This window comes from Bradyrhizobium sp. (assembly GCF_049581145.1).
Lineage (GTDB): Bacteria > Pseudomonadota > Alphaproteobacteria > Rhizobiales > Xanthobacteraceae > Bradyrhizobium.
In genome coordinates this window covers 1-18,510 of sequence record NZ_JBAURI010000571.1, presented here as the reverse complement: position 1 = coordinate 18,510, position 18,510 = coordinate 1, and the positions used below count along the sequence as shown (strand labels likewise).

General features: G+C 60.4%; 16 protein-coding genes and 2 pseudogenes. 9 read left to right on the top strand and 9 right to left on the bottom strand.

Going from position 1 to position 18,510, the window contains the following annotated elements; all coding sequences use genetic code 11:
• A pseudogene (locus WCB02_RS18960) lies at positions 1 to 393 on the top strand (hypothetical protein); the annotation flags it as partial.
• Here the strand turns inward: WCB02_RS18960 and WCB02_RS18955 are convergent.
• On the bottom strand, positions 313 to 1,188 hold the full coding sequence (locus tag WCB02_RS18955) for a hypothetical protein (RefSeq protein WP_423960352.1): 876 nt from the start codon (positions 1,186 to 1,188) through the stop codon (positions 313 to 315). The pseudogene WCB02_RS18960 and the gene WCB02_RS18955 overlap by 81 nt on opposite strands.
• 298 nt (positions 1,189 to 1,486) lie before the next feature.
• On the opposite strand from WCB02_RS18955, the gene aepX reads away from it, so the two are divergent.
• From aepX to WCB02_RS18920, 7 genes are all read left to right on the top strand, one after another.
• Positions 1,487 to 2,419, top strand: coding sequence for a phosphoenolpyruvate mutase (aepX, locus tag WCB02_RS18950; protein WP_423960350.1), 933 nt, complete (start codon positions 1,487 to 1,489; stop codon positions 2,417 to 2,419).
• A 45-nt stretch (positions 2,420 to 2,464) separates the two neighbouring features.
• Positions 2,465 to 3,514 (top strand): methyltransferase, encoded by a 1,050-nt coding sequence (locus WCB02_RS18945; RefSeq protein ID WP_423960349.1) that lies wholly within the window; start codon positions 2,465 to 2,467, stop codon positions 3,512 to 3,514.
• Positions 3,515 to 3,627: 113 nt separating this feature from the next.
• The gene (aepY, locus tag WCB02_RS18940) at positions 3,628 to 4,794 is read left to right on the top strand and encodes a phosphonopyruvate decarboxylase (RefSeq protein WP_423960347.1); all 1,167 of its coding nucleotides are present in this window, start codon (positions 3,628 to 3,630) and stop codon (positions 4,792 to 4,794) included.
• Positions 4,795 to 4,818: 24 nt separating this feature from the next.
• The gene (locus tag WCB02_RS18935) at positions 4,819 to 5,697 is read left to right on the top strand and encodes a DMT family transporter (RefSeq protein ID WP_423960345.1); all 879 of its coding nucleotides are present in this window, start codon (positions 4,819 to 4,821) and stop codon (positions 5,695 to 5,697) included.
• 474 nt (positions 5,698 to 6,171) lie between these two features.
• Positions 6,172 to 6,453 (top strand): DNA -binding domain-containing protein, encoded by a 282-nt coding sequence (locus tag WCB02_RS18930; RefSeq protein WP_423960343.1) that lies wholly within the window; start codon positions 6,172 to 6,174, stop codon positions 6,451 to 6,453.
• Positions 6,454 to 6,630: 177 nt separating this feature from the next.
• Complete coding sequence (locus tag WCB02_RS18925; protein ID WP_423960341.1) at positions 6,631 to 6,825, top strand: transcriptional regulator domain-containing protein; 195 nt, start codon at positions 6,631 to 6,633, stop codon at positions 6,823 to 6,825.
• A gap of 172 nt (positions 6,826 to 6,997) precedes the next feature.
• A complete protein-coding gene (locus WCB02_RS18920) occupies positions 6,998 to 7,402 on the top strand; it encodes a DUF2285 domain-containing protein (protein ID WP_423960340.1) in 405 nt (134 codons plus the stop codon).
• Between the two features lie 2,028 nt (positions 7,403 to 9,430).
• On the opposite strand, the gene WCB02_RS18915 is transcribed toward WCB02_RS18920, so the two are convergent.
• The 7 genes and pseudogenes from WCB02_RS18915 to WCB02_RS18885 form a co-directional block, all read right to left on the bottom strand.
• On the bottom strand, positions 9,431 to 9,553 hold the full coding sequence (locus WCB02_RS18915; protein WP_423960338.1) for a hypothetical protein: 123 nt from the start codon (positions 9,551 to 9,553) through the stop codon (positions 9,431 to 9,433).
• A gap of 341 nt (positions 9,554 to 9,894) precedes the next feature.
• Positions 9,895 to 10,182, bottom strand: coding sequence for a hypothetical protein (locus tag WCB02_RS18910; protein WP_423960337.1), 288 nt, complete (start codon positions 10,180 to 10,182; stop codon positions 9,895 to 9,897).
• 1,129 nt (positions 10,183 to 11,311) lie between these two features.
• Positions 11,312 to 11,500: pseudogene (locus tag WCB02_RS18905) on the bottom strand (DUF6894 family protein); the annotation flags it as partial.
• Between the two features lie 636 nt (positions 11,501 to 12,136).
• Positions 12,137 to 12,583: a GNAT family N-acetyltransferase gene (locus WCB02_RS18900; RefSeq protein ID WP_423960353.1), complete on the bottom strand. Its 447-nt coding sequence runs from the start codon at positions 12,581 to 12,583 to the stop codon at positions 12,137 to 12,139.
• Between the two features lie 45 nt (positions 12,584 to 12,628).
• The gene (locus WCB02_RS18895; RefSeq protein ID WP_423960335.1) at positions 12,629 to 14,005 is read right to left on the bottom strand and encodes an HD-GYP domain-containing protein; all 1,377 of its coding nucleotides are present in this window, start codon (positions 14,003 to 14,005) and stop codon (positions 12,629 to 12,631) included.
• A gap of 458 nt (positions 14,006 to 14,463) precedes the next feature.
• Positions 14,464 to 14,808 carry a DoxX family protein gene (locus WCB02_RS18890; RefSeq protein WP_423960333.1) on the bottom strand — a complete coding sequence of 115 codons (345 nt, stop codon included), beginning with the start codon at positions 14,806 to 14,808 and terminating at the stop codon, positions 14,464 to 14,466.
• Positions 14,805 to 15,698 carry an alpha/beta hydrolase gene (locus tag WCB02_RS18885; RefSeq protein ID WP_423960331.1) on the bottom strand — a complete coding sequence of 298 codons (894 nt, stop codon included), beginning with the start codon at positions 15,696 to 15,698 and terminating at the stop codon, positions 14,805 to 14,807. The genes WCB02_RS18890 and WCB02_RS18885 overlap by 4 nt, the downstream gene beginning before the upstream one ends.
• A 137-nt stretch (positions 15,699 to 15,835) precedes the next feature.
• On the opposite strand from WCB02_RS18885, the gene WCB02_RS18880 reads away from it, so the two are divergent.
• On the top strand, positions 15,836 to 16,741 hold the full coding sequence (locus WCB02_RS18880; protein WP_423960329.1) for a LysR substrate-binding domain-containing protein: 906 nt from the start codon (positions 15,836 to 15,838) through the stop codon (positions 16,739 to 16,741).
• A 269-nt stretch (positions 16,742 to 17,010) separates the two neighbouring features.
• Here the strand turns inward: WCB02_RS18880 and WCB02_RS18875 are convergent.
• A partial coding sequence (locus tag WCB02_RS18875) for a putative bifunctional diguanylate cyclase/phosphodiesterase (protein ID WP_423960327.1) occupies positions 17,011 to 18,510 on the bottom strand: 1,500 nt, incomplete at its 5' end.

Here is an 18,510-nt window from a genome sequence, read left to right as displayed (position 1 = left end):
GTCGTATTCTCCGGAGCCGGCTGGTACCGGCCCGATTTCCGCGGCAAGGGGCTTGCCACGATCCTGCCGCGCATCTCTCGGGCCTATGCCTTCACGTCTTGGCTGACCGACTTCACGATCAGCATATTCGCGGACGCCGTGCTGGCAGGCGGCATGGCCGAACGTTCTGGCTATACCAAGGTCGAGCCGGCCTCGGTGGAGCTCTTGGAGTCTCCGGCCGGCACCCTGCGCGCGGCGTTTGTTTCAATGGCGACCGCGGAGAATCTGGCGGACATCACGGCAATTCTGGCCGCCGCCATGGCGCGCGAAGGCTCAGCTGAGCGCTCCCCTGGCGGCGCGGCGCAGATCGACATCATCGACGATCGAAGCGCTGAGAAGGCACGGCGAGCCTGAAGGACCTCGCCGAAAAGGAAGCACGACGCGGCGGTACTGAGCGCGGATAGTGTCATTGAGGGAGGGACGGGCAATCACCGCATCGACGTCATCGACACATGCTTGCGTCCGCTCCAGCGCCTGATCAAAAGCTCCGCGCGCCCAGCGGCCGTAGGCATAGTCGGGCTGGTGTTCCATCGGGAGGCCGCGTGCAATGCGCAGCCACGACTTGTCGTAGACGACGAAGCCCGGGCCTATGTCCATGATCGTCAAATGACGACGATCGGCGTTGGGCTCGACAACCACGAAGCGGCCGCGCAGCGCGCCGTAAAGAAGGGCACGCAGTTTCTCCGGCTCATAGGCCTGGTCCGCATTGGCCCAATACCGAAGCAGCGCCGCCAGTGGCCCGCCGGCCTGCAGCTGCGCCTCGAGTGAAACCTCTCGCTTGAGAAAGGCAGGGCAAGTCGGCTGCCGGGCATCGGCGACCAGCTCCTCAATTCGCGCGACCGCGCGCCCGACATTCGCAAACAGCTCCAGACCACAGGTTTCGCTGGGATGCGAGACGATAACGCGCTGCGGTGCCAAGTCGGCCAGCGCGAACAGCGCAGCTGCAAGGCCGATCGAGGAAGCCAGTGCCGGACGCAGCCGGATGGTGCAAGCGCCATGCTGTTTCCACGACAGCGCAATAAATCCAAGGTTGTCGATGAGATAGGTGGTGAGGTTGAAGTCGGGCCGGTGGCAGTGAAGCCTGCGGCGCAGCTCGAGCGACTCCTCGTCCCAACCACGTCCCGCATCGTCAAAAACAATCGTGGTCATGACCCGCTCCCCACTTCGTCCTCCGTCGCCTCGGATGGACAAACCCGGTCAAAGGATCGATTTTTTATGACGATTGCCGGAGATGCGTATTCAGAACTCCGTGATCGGCGCACCGCAAGATCAGGGAATCTGTCGTTGAAGCCGTCCTTCGCCGGTCACCAGTCGGTCGACGCGTGCGCTCCGGTTCCGAGATCGAACAACCAGAGTTAGGCAAAACCTACCAGAACTAGTAATTGACCGGATCTGCCGGAGAAACCTACTCTGAGTATCAAGCGATCGCAACCGCAAGGAGTAAGCCATGCGTCCCTTATCCGCCACCAGGCCGCGCCGACCTTATACCGCAACCGGGGCAGGCGAAGTCCCAACTCTGCTCCGGGCCCTGGTATGCGACAGCCGCGAACTATCGTTTCTGATGGAGGCCCATGACGCACTCTCCGCCGTGATCGCCGAGCATGCCGGTTTCGAAGGTCTGTGGGCATCAGGACTATCGATCGCATCGACCCTCGGCTACCGCGACGCCAACGAGGCGTCCTGGACGCAAGTGGTCGAGACCGTCGAACGCATGGCTGACGCCACCTCCAAGCCGATTCTGGTCGATGGCGATTCGGGCTTCGGAAACTTCAACAATGCCCGTCTCGCCGCCCTGAAGATCTGGCAGCGCGGCGCGGCCGGGATGTGCCTCGAGGACAAGGGCTTTCCGAAGATGAACTCGTTCGTTGGCGATCGCCATCCACTCGCCGACATCAAGGAGTTCTGCGGACGGCTCAAGGCCGTCAAGGACCGCGTGCCGGATCCAGATTTTGTTGTGGTCGCAAGGCTCGAGGCATTGATCGCCGGCCATGGCCTCGATGAAGCGCTGGATCGCGCGCACGCCTATTCCGAAGCCGGCGCCGACGCGATCCTGATTCATTCCCGGAAATCGACCGCAGAGGAGATTCTGGAATTTGCCCGCGCCTGGCAAAATCGCCTCCCGGTCGTGATCGTGCCGACGCGGTACTTCAAGACGCCGACCTCGGTCTATCGTGATGCCGGCGTCTCGACCGTGATCTGGGCCAATCACAACATGCGCGCGGCAGTTGCCGCCATGCGCAATGTCTGCCGCCGCATCCGCGATGAGGATGGCATCATCGGCGTCGAGGGCGACGTCGCCAGCCTCGAGGAGGTCTTCGGGCTCATCGACTACGATGAACTGGCGGCCGCCGAGGGACGCTATCTGCCGGCGCGGCCTTGATCATGGTCCGCGGGGTTTCGACAACACGAAAGGCGAGAGACGGCCATGAGACAGGAAACGTTTCCACAGAGCGGACCCGAAATTGCCACCGTGCTCGAACTGCGCGACAGTTCCTGCGCCCGCGACCTCTACATCGCCGCGGTGTCGTGGCTTGACCTCTTCACGGCGATCGACGAGCAGCCAACGAGGCTGAGCGATCTTTGCATCGCCTTCGATCTGCAGGAGCGGCCGGCGCGAACCATGCTGAGACTGTTCGAGTCCTGGGATCTGCTCGTTCGCTCCGGAGAGCAGTATGTTGTCACCCCCCAGGCGCGCCGTTATCTCAGCCGGCGCTCTGATGAAAATGTGGTGAGCTATATCGCCACCATGAAATACAAATCGTCCGTGCGGGAGATGTATGAGGTTCTGCGCAAAGGCCAGTCCGACACCTGGCATGTGGAACGAACCGGCACGACGTCGTGGGACGACCTCATGCAGACCGACGACTTCGCGACCCTCAATACCCAGGGCATGGAAGAACGCGGTCGTATCTTCGCGCCGAGCCTGGCGGAGCTGTTGGACTGCTCGACGGATCGGCAATTGCTGGATATTGGCGGCGGTTCGGGCGTGTACTGCGCGCATCTGCTCAAGCGATTCCCCTCACTTGAGGCAATCGTCATCGAACGATCGCCGGTTGATGAACTCGCGCGGGCCTGTCTCACGCAGCGCGGTCTGCTCGGAAACCGCGCGTCGGTCCTCGCCGGCGACATGTTCGTTGACCCGTTTCCGGAGAGCGCCAGCCTGCATCTGTACTCTCACGTCCTGCACAATTGGAGTCCGGCGAAAGTCCAATACCTGCTCAACAAGTCCCATCAGCACCTGCCCGCCGGCGGCCGCGTCGCCGTTTACAGCTGTCATCCGGACGATCGCAACGGCCGCCCGGCTCCTGCAAAAGAAGCCGAATACTCCGTGCTCCTCACGGCTTCGTACGAGGGGCTCTGCTACAGTGTCAGCGACATGGAGGCCATGTTCGCCAAGGCGGGCTTTGTCGATCTGAGCTACCGGCGCTCCATCTGCAATCGCAGCCTGCTGACGGCCAGCAAACCAGCATCCTGACGTCAATCCCCTGTTCGGTTTCATCCGCACTTCGCTGAGCAACCACGTCCTGCCTGCTCGGCTAAGGCGCAATGGCCCTCAATGCGAGAAGCTTAGGGGGCTTGGAGATTCACATGTCGATCTCGACCGCGAAATTGACCGATCACCTCATCTCGAACGGCTTCGATTTTTTCTCGGGTGTTCCCTGCTCGGTATTTGGAGATCTGCCTTGCCGGCTCGCCGAGAACGCGATCTATATCGCCTCGGCCAACGAGGGCTCCGCACTTGCGACTGCCGCGGGCGCCGCCATCGCGGGGCGGAAAACCGCAGTCATGATGCAGAATTCCGGGTTCGGCAACATCATCAATCCGCTCACGTCGCTCATTCAGATCAACCAGATTCCGGTCCTGCTGCTGCTGTCGGTGAGGGGCGATCCGTCGGATTCGCCGGACGAACCGCAGCATCGTGTGATGGGAGCGGTCACGCGCTCGCTTCTCGATGCGATCGGGATCGCGAGTGCCGAGTTATCCAACGACGCCGATCAACTCGAGGCACTGCTTCGGTCCGCAGACCTTGAACTTTGTCGTGGGCGGCCGTTCGCAATCCTCGTGCGTCGGGGGCAGTTGCATGATGCGGATACACCAGATGGAGATGCGCAAACCAGGCGGTCGAACGCGAACTATCCGCTGTCGCGGGCCCAGGCGGTCGACCTGATCGGATCCAGGCTCAGGGAGCATGACGTCGTCGTCGCCACCACAGGCTATATTTCCCGGGAGGTCTTCGCACAAATTGACCGGCCCGCGAATTTCTACATGCAGGGATCGATGGGGCATGCCGCGGCACTCGCGCTCGGCCTGGCAGCAACGGTCGATGAACGATGCCGCGTCGTCGTCATCGACGGCGACGGCGCCGCCCTCATGCATCTGGGCGTGCTGTCGACCATCGGCCACGTCGCACCGCCGAACCTGATCCACCTGGTACTCGACAATGAAGGTTACGCCTCGACTGGCGATCAGCCGACGACATCCGCCAAAACCGACCTTGCACGGGCCGCAGCCGCCTGCGGATATCGTGAGACGTTCACGTGCTTGGACAGCAGCGCCCTTGGCGGAGCCCTGAAACATTGCTTCCAGGCAAGCGGCCCCACATTCATTGCCTGCAAGATCAACAGTGAGCCCAGCGAGCCGTTACCGCGCGTGACGACCGCCTATACGCCGGAGGAGAATCTCGACCGGGTTCAACGCGCGATCAACGCCACCCGCGCGCGTCCGGCCGCTCTCCAGGTCGAAACGGCGGAGTGAGGCATGTTGCTCCGGGGGACATCCATGAGCGCGATCGGCGCACTCGCCTTCGTCGTGCTTGCTTGGGGCATAAACTGGATTCTCCTCAAAAGCGTGCTTGTGAAGGTTGCGCCGATCGAGTTCACCGCGTGCCGCCTGTTAGGCAGCGCCCTGCTGATCACGCTCGTCCGGCGAGCCTTGGGAAACCCTGTTTGCGTGCCAGCTGATGAAAGAATGCCGCTCGCGCTGGTTGGCCTGTTTCAAATGACCGGGGCACTCGGTCTCAGTCTCATGGCTCTTCAACATCTTCCCGTTGGTCACGGCGCGATACTGTTCTATTCGATGCCGTTCTGGCTGTTCTTGATCGAGATTTCCAGCGGCGCGTCAAGCATCAGCCGTCTTGGCGTACTGGCTGTGGCAATGACGATCGGTGGGCTTTTCGTCCTCCAAAGTAGCGCCGGACTTCCCGGCCGATCTGGCCTATTGGGGGTGCTCCTCATGCTCGCGGCCGCGGTAAGCTGGGCCATCGGAATCCGGTTCTATCGGGCACGCCAGTATAGGGCGGATATCTGGAGCCAGACGGTGTGGCAGCTGCTCGCATCCGGCCTCGCTCTGGCCGTGATGTGTGTTCTGGACCCCCGCCGCCAAACCGTCGATTTAACCCCATCGCTCGTTGCCGTGGTGCTGTTCAATTGGGTCGTGGCCACGGGGTTGGCTTATGCAGCCTGGCACCACGCCCTCGCCAATGTGACGTCCACAGCTGCCTCGCAGACGTTGATGCTCGTCCCGTTGGTGGCGACCACAGCCGGTGTGATGATCCGGGGCGAACACCTCGGGCTGGCGAGCATCGCTGCGACAATACTGATCGTCGGCGGCGTCAGCCTGATCATTTGGCGGGAGACGATGCGGCCAGGATTGGCATGAGTCGCGGATGCAATGGTGTGCGGCGCGACGCGTCGGGCGTGCTCGAACACTCTCCTTTCGGCTGCAAGGGCAAGCGACACGGCGCGTCGCGAGTGCGGAGCCCCGGGCATATGACGGCGAAAGCTTCTGCTTTTTTCATTGAGAGCATTCTCTTCACAGTCGGCGTCAAGACTGGCGCGTTCCGCGTCAAGGCTTGGCGTCTCGCGGCCTTGACCCGATAGACCGCGCCGCTAGGCGCATCGCGAACGGCCTCGGTCAGGCGCGAGGCAAGCGCATCTCTCCGTTTAGTCCCCGCAGGACAATTCCGGGAGAGGTCGCCGGTAGTATTTTATTACCACAGTCGTTGATCTCCGGCTGCGGACCCGGATTGATCAGCAGGACAATTCTTGTGGACCATCTCGCTCGTCGGTCCGAAGATGGTTCAGCTACGACGAGATTTCCTGGTTCGCCACATCCATCCATAGTGGGACGTTCATGCATCGACCACCGCTCGATCCCAGCGTTGCGGACTTGGCGCCGAGTGAGCCGGTGCTGACGCCCTATGACGAGGAACACCTCATCACTTATCTGCGTATGCTCGACGCCGATGCCGACAACGCGGACTGGCAGGAAGTCGCACGTCTTGTCCTGCATATTGACTCTGCTCTTGAGCCCGATCGCGCTCGCGGTGCGTTTGACAGTCATCTTGCGCGTGCAAAATGGATGACCAGCCATGGCTATCGCCATTTGCTGCGTGGCAGCGCAACAAAGCGATAGGGAAAAGTGAATTTCGATTTGAAACAAAATGCACTGCAGGCCTGAAAGGAAAATGAACGCTGTGCTCACTCGTCGTTGTCAACTCCGAACGAAGATAGGGCGCCGATCGCGCAAGGAAAATTAGACATCGTCCCCGTGCTGCGAATTTCGTCCGGAATACATGGGAAAAATGGTACGATGTCGGAGTTTGATTGGCGATCCCCCCACGTTTACGCGCAAATGGAAGTTGCCGAAATCGACGATTTTGCTTGGGAGTATCTTCGCCGTAATGGTGATTACCAGGAAGACTATCGCACGCTGCAGCGTGCTCGCTCGCTTTTGACCGAAGGCCGGAAGTTTCGATCGCGGTGGGGGCTTTCTTTTCGCAGCTGACCCGCACCGAGCTTTCAACGAGCAGCCCGTCTTCTGGGCGCCGGAGGCGCTGCCGGCCATACTCAGGATCGGCAACGCAAGCTCGGCCCTGGTCGGCCGCCCGTATGATCTCGATCTCAGCAAGCTGTCCTCCGCTTATCTCAGGCAAGCTTTGGACGGTTGGCATGCTATCATGCGGCTCGGAGGTGTCACGCATCGTCTTTGGCTGCGAGAGCTTCCGGCCAAGGGGGCGCCGCTTGTCATCGAATTGCCGCTTGACGCCGACTTCGATTTTCTCGCCGCACATCGGCTCTGGGCGGCGCTCGGGAGACGATCGCTGCAAGGGCTGCAGCAACCCTTGCCTTTTCGGCAACGCCAGCGGCTCATACTCGCAATACGCGCGCTGGACGGCCATCTTGAAGGAAACAGTTACCGCGCCATAGCTGCGGGTTTGTTCGGGGAGAGCCGCATTCCCGAAGGTGGTTGGAAAACCCATGATCTCCGCAGCCGCACGATTCGCCTGGTCCAAACAGGGAAGACCCTGATGCGCGGTGGTTATCGCGCTTTGCTGCGTCGTCGGGGACGCAGCAAGCGATAAATCCGCCTCGCGCGCGTCGGAGCCGGGATATGGGAAGTCGGACTCTGAATCTTCGGTTTCTGTTTCCGGCTCTCTTCGATGCCCCTCCGCCTCGAAGTCGTTGGACCCATGGACGACGCGGCGACCAAGCATCTGGTAGGTTGGGCGCGCGCCGGCAGATCGGCGAGGAGTGGATGGTCAAGTCTATTGCGATGAAAGATTGGCGAGACAATGCCGGTTGAGGCTGGAAGAAATCAGGGTCAGGGGTTGCTTCGTCACTTGATACTACCATGAACGGCGTGGTCCAGGCCTTCGGGCGGCAAGCCGGTCACCCTCCGACACAGCCCCGACCCGACGCGGTTCTCGCAGTCCGAAGCGATTTGACATGGCCGGGCACGGGCGAGACGCAGAACATGCGCCTCGTTGGCGTGGTAGAACTCGGAAGGCGGCTTGATCATCGATGCGCTTGATGAGGTGGAGGTTCGACCCTGCTCAGGCAGTTGATCGCACGGCACCGACAACGGTTGACGATCGCAGCCAAGATAAATGCATTTCCGAGTCTACGACCGGCGTGCTGATCGCTAGCGGAAGTTGGGTCGATTCGTTGGATAGAGATATCCGCACACCGCATAATACTCTGCAAAAATATAGGAGACTACTGCCCAGATAGTGAAGCGCCATCCCGATCGTTGGCCATAACGCTCCTGCTTCGAGCGGTTTGTCCCGTTCGCAGTTGGGAGGGCGCGTAATCGGACGTCAATTGATCCCATTTCTCCGCTTCACTGGTCCAGAATGCGTCGTTCTCACCTTCAAACACCGCGCGCTGACGGCAGAAGGCGGCCATCGCGTGGCAATGTAAAAGCATATCCATTCGACATTCTCCAGTCCGAGTGATGCTGAACTTTATGCACTGAATGTTGCAGACACCACTCTGTCTCTCTCCGTAAGACTACGGTCGGAGCTCCATCAATCACCTCCATGAAAAGTCAGATGTCACTTGCTCCAAGGACGACGCCGGTATCGTCGCATCGATAGCAGAGGTGCGAGTTTCGTCGCTCGCTATGAAAGCATTTGCCTTAGAGACGGAAGTTGCGAGAACCTTGGATGGCTGTCACGAAGCCGCTCTTCGCCTGGCAGTGCAGCAATGGAAGCTCCATGGACCAATTCTGCTGCAGTATAAAATGGTCGCTCTGTGCCGACGTCGAAATAAATCGACTCGTTCACCACGAACCAGGCGCGCCCATCATCGCCCTGCTCGCGGGGTCGCCTGCCGGATTCGCTCAAGCGTCGCAGTAAACCTCCAAGAGAGCCGCTTGCCGGTGCGGGCGGTCTCCCTGGTACGCTCGGCAACGCTTGCCATATCGGATTTTGGCGCGAAGCGGCCACTTGGGATGTCCTCGCCGCGATCGCCGTAGGCGAAACCCGGGCATCACGAGGTACCATGGTTTGGTCGCGGCACCATCCCAAGGCCGCGCACGCGAGTGGCGTCGCGCCTCAGGCACATCTCAGGTCCAGTGGCAAGGATGCGCGCGTCGGCACCGCTGATGTCGATCACGGCGGTGCATGCAGAAGCAGCGTATGCTCGTGTTCAAAGCACAAAAGCAACATAAGGACAAATGTCCCTCCTGTCATACCAGTGACGAGATCGCGCTCGCAAATTACCTTTGCTTTGCAACTGTCCTTCCACGATCGGCCGACACGACAATTTCGATCTGAGAAGATCACTTCTTCGCCCTCGGTCCGGTTTCGACCAACCGGCGGATAGCTTCTGAGCGGACCAGATCTCGGTAGTCCTACGGAAGCTCGCTTTCATGGACTCATCGCACAGCAGTTGTATGTAACGCTCTTGGCAGCTACTTGACGTGATCCAGCGATCATAACCCGCGCGAGGATGGCGTTACAATTGCTCCGAGGAACGCATGCTGGCGGAAAAATACTTTTTGGTGTTAGAGACGCTCCTAAGCCACACCAATCCCGACGAAGGACCTCGTTTGTAAGGCACCTCGCGGCAAGTTCCAGTCAAGCTCTCAGCGCGAGAACGACAAGTTGTCAGCGCGCGGACCACTTGGCCGCTTTCTCAGGTTGGACGGTGAGACGGATCGCCACTTCAGTTGCGCCGTCGGAAACTTTGAGCAACCAGGTCTGCCCGCGCGCGCAGGACATCTGCACCATGTCGTTCTAGTAGCTGCGCGACTGCACGAGGACGCGAGCGCTAAAGCCGTAAATGGAGTCGATTTGGCTGCGCGAAAAAAATTTCCGAAAGCCTTTGGTATCCGGAACGTTTCGAACGTCTGTCGACGCAGCTGTCGGACGCGGCGTAATCCCCGCCACCATCGCTGTCTTTCAGCAACGGGGGCAAGGTACCTGGTGGGTGAACACGATGCGCGCCTTGTACCGGGCGGGAGCGCTACAGAACTCACAGTTGCCGGTAGATGCCGATGAGGGGCAGTAATGAAGTCACCATGGGGCCACTGGCTCCCGCCGCTGTCCCGTTTTGCACACTCAAAAACAATTCACAAATAGGCCGCAAACACGGCCACGCTTGTCTTTAGCGCAAGGATTGAGGCGATCAAGTTCTGGCGCGCAGACGCAGTTAACTGTTTGAGGTCGGGTAGGAGCTCCGCGTCGCCAAATGTATCGATGGCCGCATCGACAGCATCGAGCCGCTCCCCAAGCGTCGCTGAGGCGTGACAAACCTGCATGCTTGCTATCAGCATACCGACGGCGATAGCCGCATCGCTCTGGGACTCCGGCGGCGTATGCTTGGCTTCCTGCGAAAACAGCTGGACGATGTTGCCCATGGGATACCCGTTCGGCGAGGAGTGATGGGAGGGGCCCCCGCTTGATACGAGGACATGTGTCGTTTTCCAACCTAGCAAGGCACGATATTGCATTGATTAATCAGACGAACGGTGAAACTACGGGCGGTGTCGCTGCCCCCCTCGGGCGTTTCCTCGCCTAGAGGCTTGGGCCGTTTGTGCATCCGAAAGCGCCGTCTCGACGTCGGCTATGTCCCGATAGCGATCGAATTTCGCAACGCAGTAGAATGCGCTATGTGCCAATCGCGGATGTCTGCGCAGGGTTCGAGTGTTGTCCATTTTAAGCAATCACTCGCACACGATCCTGCGGCTGCTCGCCTGATCCTCAAAGCTGATTGAGACGGGCCTTCTCGGTCCGCCTCATCTGAGCGCCGTTGATATAGATCACTGCAACTCCACTTTGCAAATGCGATGTTGCTATTTCTTGAAGCAATCTTCAGGGGCCGTCGTGGCCCGGCATAAAACCATCATCAATCGCTGGTACGTCTCGGTTCAAGGCCCGAGCGCGTGGCAACCGACTACTTCACGGGCGCCATATCCGAGGAAGACAACGGCATTTCCCACCGAGCGCGACGCCAAGAAATTTGCGCAGGCAATGCTTGCCGAAGGAATGAGGGTGACAGCCGGCACACTGAGCCCCCATAAACCAAGACGACGCACCATTGCAGCTTCGGACATCAATAAGTGGATTGGGGAAGAGCAATAGTGGCTCTCCTCGTCCAGCTCGCGGCAGATCAATCTGCCTTTGAAAGTTGAACTCATACGACATGGCTCATGTCGTCATTCGCTGGGACAGGCTTAGACGTTCAAGTTCGGGTGCCCGAAATCGCGACGGCCGACAAAAAGACCTGGCGAGCCAAATTAACAGCAGACGGTCGACAGAGGCGGGGTCCGGATGAGGGAAGTCCAGACCCCTGACAGGAGCCGGAACTGCGCCCCCTCGGGCCGTTCGGCAGATGCTAGCTGAGAGATTAGCCCCGCAGCGGGGTACAATGTTGATCTTGAGCAACCTCGACTGAAGACGCGCCTTAGGGGCGCGGTGGTTTGCTCTTTGGCTCGGCGCAGATCGCGGTCGGCGCGGCTTCGCTATTCTCGAAGTCAAGCGCGGCATTTACGTCTTTAGCGCCCTCGGCAGAACTTCCGCTAGCGGCACCACATCTAGCGCCCGGCCTGCTTCATCTGAGATCACGATAGCGTCCGGCACCTCGGCCTGACCGGCTCTGATTGCCATGGCCAAAATATCGCGGGCGCCCAGTATGGCCTCGCGCCGAGCTGCGGAAACATCGGGTAGGTCCAGCCCTTGGTCGTCGGGGGATCAGCTGATCGCCTTCCCGCATATGGAAATAGAAGTGTGTCATCGCGGCCTCATAAAGACCAGACTGACTTTAATGTCGTCGTTTGATTCGTCTGTTCAGGACCTGACCGAGAAACCACTGTGGTGGTACTTTGGTCGAATATCGCAGGTTGGGTTATTTTCGACCGATCTGAGCCGACCGGTCGGCGACCCTGAACTTGCTTGTGCATCATGTGCCAGCGACCCATCTTCGCTGGCAAGGTGACGGCGAGGATCAGGACGCCCGGCCCGTTGGTTCCGAAATCGGATGAGTTTGCGACCTAGATGAGCAGTCTCGCCAGCCGCGCCCCCGGCATAGTCGTCAACGCGATCGCCATGGTATTCAGGCGCGACACCAGCGACGACTCGGCGACGGCTGGATATATGGGAGAAAGGCGGCGTGCCGCCAGTAGTGGGTGACTAGGCGAGCGAACCGGAGACGAAATTCCGGATCTTCATAGCGCCGATTCGGGAAATGGCCGGGGGGTAAGGGGGACGTGCGCGTCTTCCCAGGCGCGCCACTCACGCGCCGCGTGATCCCGGACGCCTAGCAGTGCTGCAATGAGGACAGCGGGGAAGAACGTGGTAAACGGCAACATGTGTTCAAGCCCAAGACCCCAGCGGACGAGTGTGGCTAACGCTACACACAATCCGGCAAATCCAAATGCCGCGGCTGATCCCGGCGTCAACGCAACTTGGGAGCGCGAGAGTACCAAGCCCGTAACCAAGCGCCAACCGGGCCGCCTCCGTCGCATGGCCATATCCCCAATGCTCGAAAGCCAGACGCCAACCGATTTCTACACAGCGCGTGAAATGGGCGCTGAATCGTGCGACTGCCAATGCCGCGAAACCGACAAAGGGCGCTACACCGGGGACCTCGATTGCCCACAGGCCAAAGTCATGCTCGCTGAAATATTTCTGGATGCCATCGAACATCGCATCACTCTCAACTCGACTAGGGCTACTCCGGAAATATTCCATCACTCGCGCATCGGAATTTATTGCGGCAAATGCTTCGCGATCCGCATCACGCCATCGACGCAGGCACACCCGGTCACCCGACAATGTCACAAAGCCACTCGCCAAAGTGCACCCTTAGGCCGCGAGCGTCTCGTCGATGCGTCCGAGTGCGCGACTGAGCGCTGTAAAACAGTCAGCGTCGATCTGAGTGCCGACCATCCCGGACATAATCGCCAGAGCCTTTGTGATTGGCATCGCCGCGCGATAGGGGCGGTCGGCGGTGAGCGCATCGAAGATATCTGCGCTAGTGATGATACGGGTTTCCAGACAGATCTGGTCTCCTGAGAGGCCGCGCGGATAACCCTTGCCGTCCAGCCGCTCGTGATGCGCGCCGGCGATCGGGGCAAGTTCGCTGAAGGCACTGACACGCGACAGGATAGCCTCCGAATGCGCGGCATGCATACGCATGGCGGCCCATTCGTCGTCGTCCAGTTTGCCCGGCTTGTCGAGGATTGCGTTGCTGACCCCGAGCTTGCCGATGTCGTGGAGCAGCGCAGCACGCTTGAGCCAGCGTCGCTGCGCGTCGCTGAATCCCAGTTGTTCGGCGACCATGTCAGCAAAGAGCGTGACGCGCTCGCTGTGACCGCTGGTGTAAGGACTCTTGGAATCCACCACCTGGGCGAAGGCGGCCGCGATATCGTCGAGGCAGTCCTCGTCGATTGCAACGCTTGCCTGAACCGGCGTCTGTGGTAAGGCGGCCTCTTGCCGGTTGTCAGCACGCAGCATGTCCCAGAACGCAGGTCGCGCCGCGACACGCTCGAAGGCAGCTACGAGATGCGGATCGAACCATGCCCCCGACCGGTTCTGAGCCTCGCGCAGCGCCGCGTCAGGGCCGTTCGAGACGTGAAACACATCGATTACCTGTGCCATCAGCGCGATGCGCGAATAAATTGGAATTTCCACTCCGCGCAGACCTAGCGGCTTGCCACTGCCATCCCAGTGCTCATCGAGATTTTTGATGCCGTCAGCGACCGGCTCGGAGAAGCGCATCTTGCGGGCGATGTCGGCGCCGCGATGGCAGCGCGTCTCTATCAGCTCGCGAGCGATCTCACCGCCGTTTTGGAAGATGTTGACGATTGCCCGGAACCGTTCGGCGAGTCCGGCCTTCAGCCCGGTATGGCCCAGCACGAAGCGCAGCGCCTGCGGCAGACTGCCGTCGATGAATTTGAAGTCCTGCTTAAAGGAGAGATCATCGGTGAGATACAGTTCGCAAATGCGCGCCGCATTGCTGCTGCAGCCAAGATCCTTCAGCAGCAGCGTATAATAGAGTTCGGCGATCTCCTCCTCACAGAGGCCGGTTTCCCTGCCGATTTCGACGCCGATGCGGCTACATCGCACACAATGGCCGGCCGGCTGCCCCTCGGTGAGATCGAGCGCGTGGCTGAGTGCGCTTAGCAATTCAGAAAGCGAGATCCTATCGAGCTGCGTAAGGGCGAGCGGCGGCAGTTCCATGGTCGAGGCTCCGGGGTAAATGCGATCGGCAGAAGCGGCCGGATCGCATCTCCAAAGCCTCACCTGATCATGAGAGGATTAACAGGGGGTGTTTTGGAGGCTCGGCGCCCATTTCATCGCTAGTGCGCTACACTTGCTTGGGCAGAAGCCCCGGATCATTCCCATGATCTATGTCAAACCGTTCGTAAACGGGACAGAAGACGTCCGTTTTCGGAAGTCGCATCCGCTGACGAAGGTCAAGAAGGGTCAAGGGCGGCTGTGGCAAGCAGGCGGATAGCACAGGCGGTCTACCCCTCAGTTTCTGGAAATACCCGGTGCGTTCCGGCACTTCCGGTTCGTGCCATGTCCGGAATCTCTCAGCTGTACATTGCCTCACAATATTGACTGATAATTTACCGCCATGCCCCGCACGCTGGCAGCTGGCCCGGTCGGATCGATCCGACCAGGTCAGCTCGGTCCTATAGCATCGTCCAGCCGACCACGGCGAGCAGGGCGAAGACGATGCAGGGCGGCACTGCGCGCTTGTGTTCGCGGTGGTAGATCACGGTCGCCATCGCTGCGAGCATGATGGCGCAGCCCAACAGAACGCCGAAGGGCCGTGTCAACGTTGCCGATAGCAGTAGCGCTACCACCAGATCGAGACCGCCCGAGACGAAGTGAAACCAGTCCGGGTATCCCCAGCGCCTATATTCTGGGCAGACCTTGCTGACGGCGAAGGTGTTGATAAAGAAACCAAGGACGAAGAAGGCCGCGAGCGCCCACGCCAATCCCTGATCCCAGGTTAGTTCATGAAATGCGCTCATTTTGACACCCCGTTGTCCTTGATGAAGCGCGCGGCCTGCTCGATCGATTCCATCCCTTCGTCCAGCATGGGCGCGAACAGCTGCCAGCCGTGGCACATGCCGTCGAAGATTTTGAGCTCGGCGGTGACGCCGGCTGACTTCAGACGCGCTGCGAGTGTGCCCGAATCGTCGAGCAGCCGCTCCCAGCTTCCAACATGCACGAGCGTCGGCGGCAGTCCACGGAAGTCGGCATCGAACGGTGTGATCTCAGGCGACTTGCGATCGCGGTCGCCGAGATAGGCCTGCTTGAAGCTGTCGAGCATCGGCCGCAACACGATCGGATCGTCGGCGATGCGGCGATAAGTTTCGCCCTCCTCGGCGAAATCGAGCCAGGGCGAGAACAGCGCGAGCGAACTCGGCAACGGCAGCTTTGCGTGACGCGCGCGGACGACGGTTGCGAGCGCCAGATTTCCGCCGGCGGAATCGCCGCTGAGCGCGATCTTTTCGGCGGTATAGCCATGGAGCAGAGCCGCCCGATAAACGCCGAACGCGTCGTCATGCGCGGCCGGCGCAGGATGTTCGGGCGCCAGCCGATAATCCGGCGCGAATACCGCGGCTCCCGATGCACGCGCGAGGTTGGTGGTGGTGACGCGGTAGGTGGCAGCGGAGAATATGAAGAAGCCGCCGCCATGATAGTAGATGATCAGGCGCGAATTGTCGCCGTTTTCGGGCAGGATCAGGTCGCCCTCATAGGGTCCAAGGCTCGATCGGCTGATCGTCACACCATCGGCGAGCGGCGTGTGGCTGGTGATGGTTTCGGCCCAGGCCCGCAGGACGGGCGGGGTTGCGTTGGCGGGCGGCGGATTCTCGGCGCTCAATTCCAGAAGCTTAGCAAGCTGTTGCTTTGACATGGTCGGTCTCCTCGGTTATGCGGCGCTCGCGTTCGAAAAAGCGATGGCCGCGGTGATGGGAGGAGACTTAAGGTGCTTCCGAATATGGATAAATCGGATACAATGGAAAGTATTATTCCATTTATGAAAATATCAGAATGACCGCGCCAGCGCTTGCCCCGTCCGATCTGCAAGACATGATCTTCTTCGTGGAGGTCGCACGCGCGCTGAATTTCACGCGGGCAAGCAGAGCCTCCGGCATCCCGATCGCCACGCTGTCGCGGCGCGTGGCAGCGATGGAAAAGCGCGTCGGTGTCCGATTGCTTCAGCGAACGACGCGGCGTCTCGCCCTGACGGAGCCCGGCAAGCGCTACCTCGATCGCTGCGAACGCATCTTGCAGGATGCCGCCGCTGCGCACGAAGTGCTGAAAGAGGCGGCTGAACGGCTGAGTGGGCACCTGCGCCTGTCGATGCCGGTCGAATTCGGCATGTCGCTAGTCGCGCCTATCATCGACGAGTTCTCGCGCCTCTACCCGGACATAACCTTCGAGGCCGATCTGACGCCGCGGCCCGCGAACTTCGTCGACGAGAATATAGATCTCAGCATCCGTCTTGGCGAGGTCGGCGATTCCTCGCTGATCGTCCGGCGTCTCGGAACCGCGGCGCGGCTATTTTACGCTTCACCGTCCTATCTGGCGAAATACGGCGAGCCCGCGCATCCGAAGGATCTCGCGCGTCATGAGTGCATCCTGCAATCCTACATGGCCGAGCCCGGCGTCTGGCGCGTCGTGTCCGGCAAACGATCGATCGACGTCAACGTCCACGGCCGCTTTTCGACCAACAATATCTCGATGACATTGAAATTCGCCGAGCAGGGCCACGGCATCGCGGCGTTGTCGCCGCCGCATGTGCGCCCGTCTTTCGACTGCGGCTCGGTACGCCAGATTCTCGCCGATTGGAGCCTGCCGCCAATGCCGGTGCATGCGGTGATGACGTCGCGCCTGGTTCCGGCACGGGTGAGGGTCTTTCTCGGCTTTCTCGCCAACCGGTTGACGGTGATTTAATGTCTGGCCTGTCGAAGGCACAGCAGCATTGATCGACGCCCAAAGCTGAAGTCCGAACTGGGTCAAGGGCCGCCGTGGCCGGCAGGCCTACGTCACAGCCGGTCCATCCTCAGCTTCGGAAATGCCCAAAAGTTCTGGTACTTACGCTTCGTGCCAGACTCGGAAGTGATAAGAATTGTTCGGCAGCTCGTCAGCGCGAGCTAAGTAAAGGCCCGTAGAGCCGAGCGGTCTCAATCGGCCCCGTGGGCCGATAGCGTGAGGAGTGATGATCAGGCCGCGGACTCGCGTCTCGCGCTGTGGGAGAACAACAATTGCCTGATCTCGGCGGCGGGCCTGGCCGGACTGAACAGATAGCCCTGCATCTCGCCGCAGCCAAGCGCGCGAAGCGATTCCATTTGCTGTTGCGTCTCGACGCCCTCCGCTGTCGTCGTCATGTGGCGCTCGGCGGCGATATTGACCACCGCCTGCACAATGCCGGAGGAGCCGCCGGGTTCAGTGATATCGTTGACGAAGCAGCGGTCGATCTTGATCTTGTCGAACGGAAAGCGCTGCAGGTAGCTCAGCGAGGAATAGCCGGTGCCGAAATCGTCGAGCGCGATTCTCACGCCGATCTTGCGAAGCTGGTGTAGGATGGCGAGCGCCGCCTCGTCGTCGCGGATCAGGACCGCCTCGGTGATCTCGAGTTCTAGCCGGCTTGCCGGCAGGCCGGACGCCGCAAGCGCCGTGACGATCTTCAGCGCCAGCGTGCCACTCTTGAACTGGACCGGCGAAACGTTGACCGCGAGCCTGGTGTCGCCGGGCCATGCGGCGGCTTCCGCGCAGGCCGTCGCCAGCACCCATTCGCCGAGCCGGTTGATCAGGCCGGTCTCCTCGGCGATCGGAATAAACTCGGCGGGCGAGATCATGCCGCGTTCGAAATGGCGCCAGCGCACTAGCGCTTCGCAGCCGCTGATGCTGTCGTCGCTGAGGTTGACGCAGGGCTGGTAATAGACTTCCAATGTCTCGTCGGTGATCGCCTGGCGCAGCTCGACTTCCAGCTTGCGGCGCGCCTTGACCTGGGCGTCCATGTCCGGCTCGAAGAAGCGATAGGTCCGCCGCCCGGCCGATTTAGCGGCATACATCGCCAAGTCGGCGTTCTTGAGGATCTGATTGAGGTCGATGCCGTGTTCGGGAGCAAGCGCAATGCCGATGCTGGCGTCGGTGGTCAACCGGTGGCCGAGACACTCGTAGGGCTTCCGGATCGCGTCCAGGACCCGGTCCGCCAGGTCGATGACATCGGCGTGAGATTTGACAGCGATCTGGACGATGGCGAATTCGTCGCCACCCAGCCGTGCGACAGAATTGGGAGTCGTGACGCATCGACTAAGGCTCAGCGCGACCGATTTCAGCAAATCATCGCCGATCAGGTGGCCAAGCGAGTCGTTGACACTCTTGAATTCGTCGATGTCGATGTAGTGCACGGCGAGTTGCTCGCCCGGAACGATGTGGGCCAGTTCCCGCTTCAGTCGTTCGTGAAACAGTACGCGGTTGGGCAGGTCGGTCAGCGCATCGTAATGCGCGAGATGCGAGATCCGCTCCTCGGTGCGTATGCGCTCGGTGATGTCCTCGTGCGTGGTCACCCATCCGCTGTCCGCCAGCGGTTGGTTCACGATCTGGATCGAATGTCCCTCTGCAGTCTCCACGACGTTGTGCGTGACTTTGCCCAGTGCTACGTTACGCAAGACCGAGGAGCAAAAATCGTCAACGTCGCCCTTGAAGGATCCGGTCCG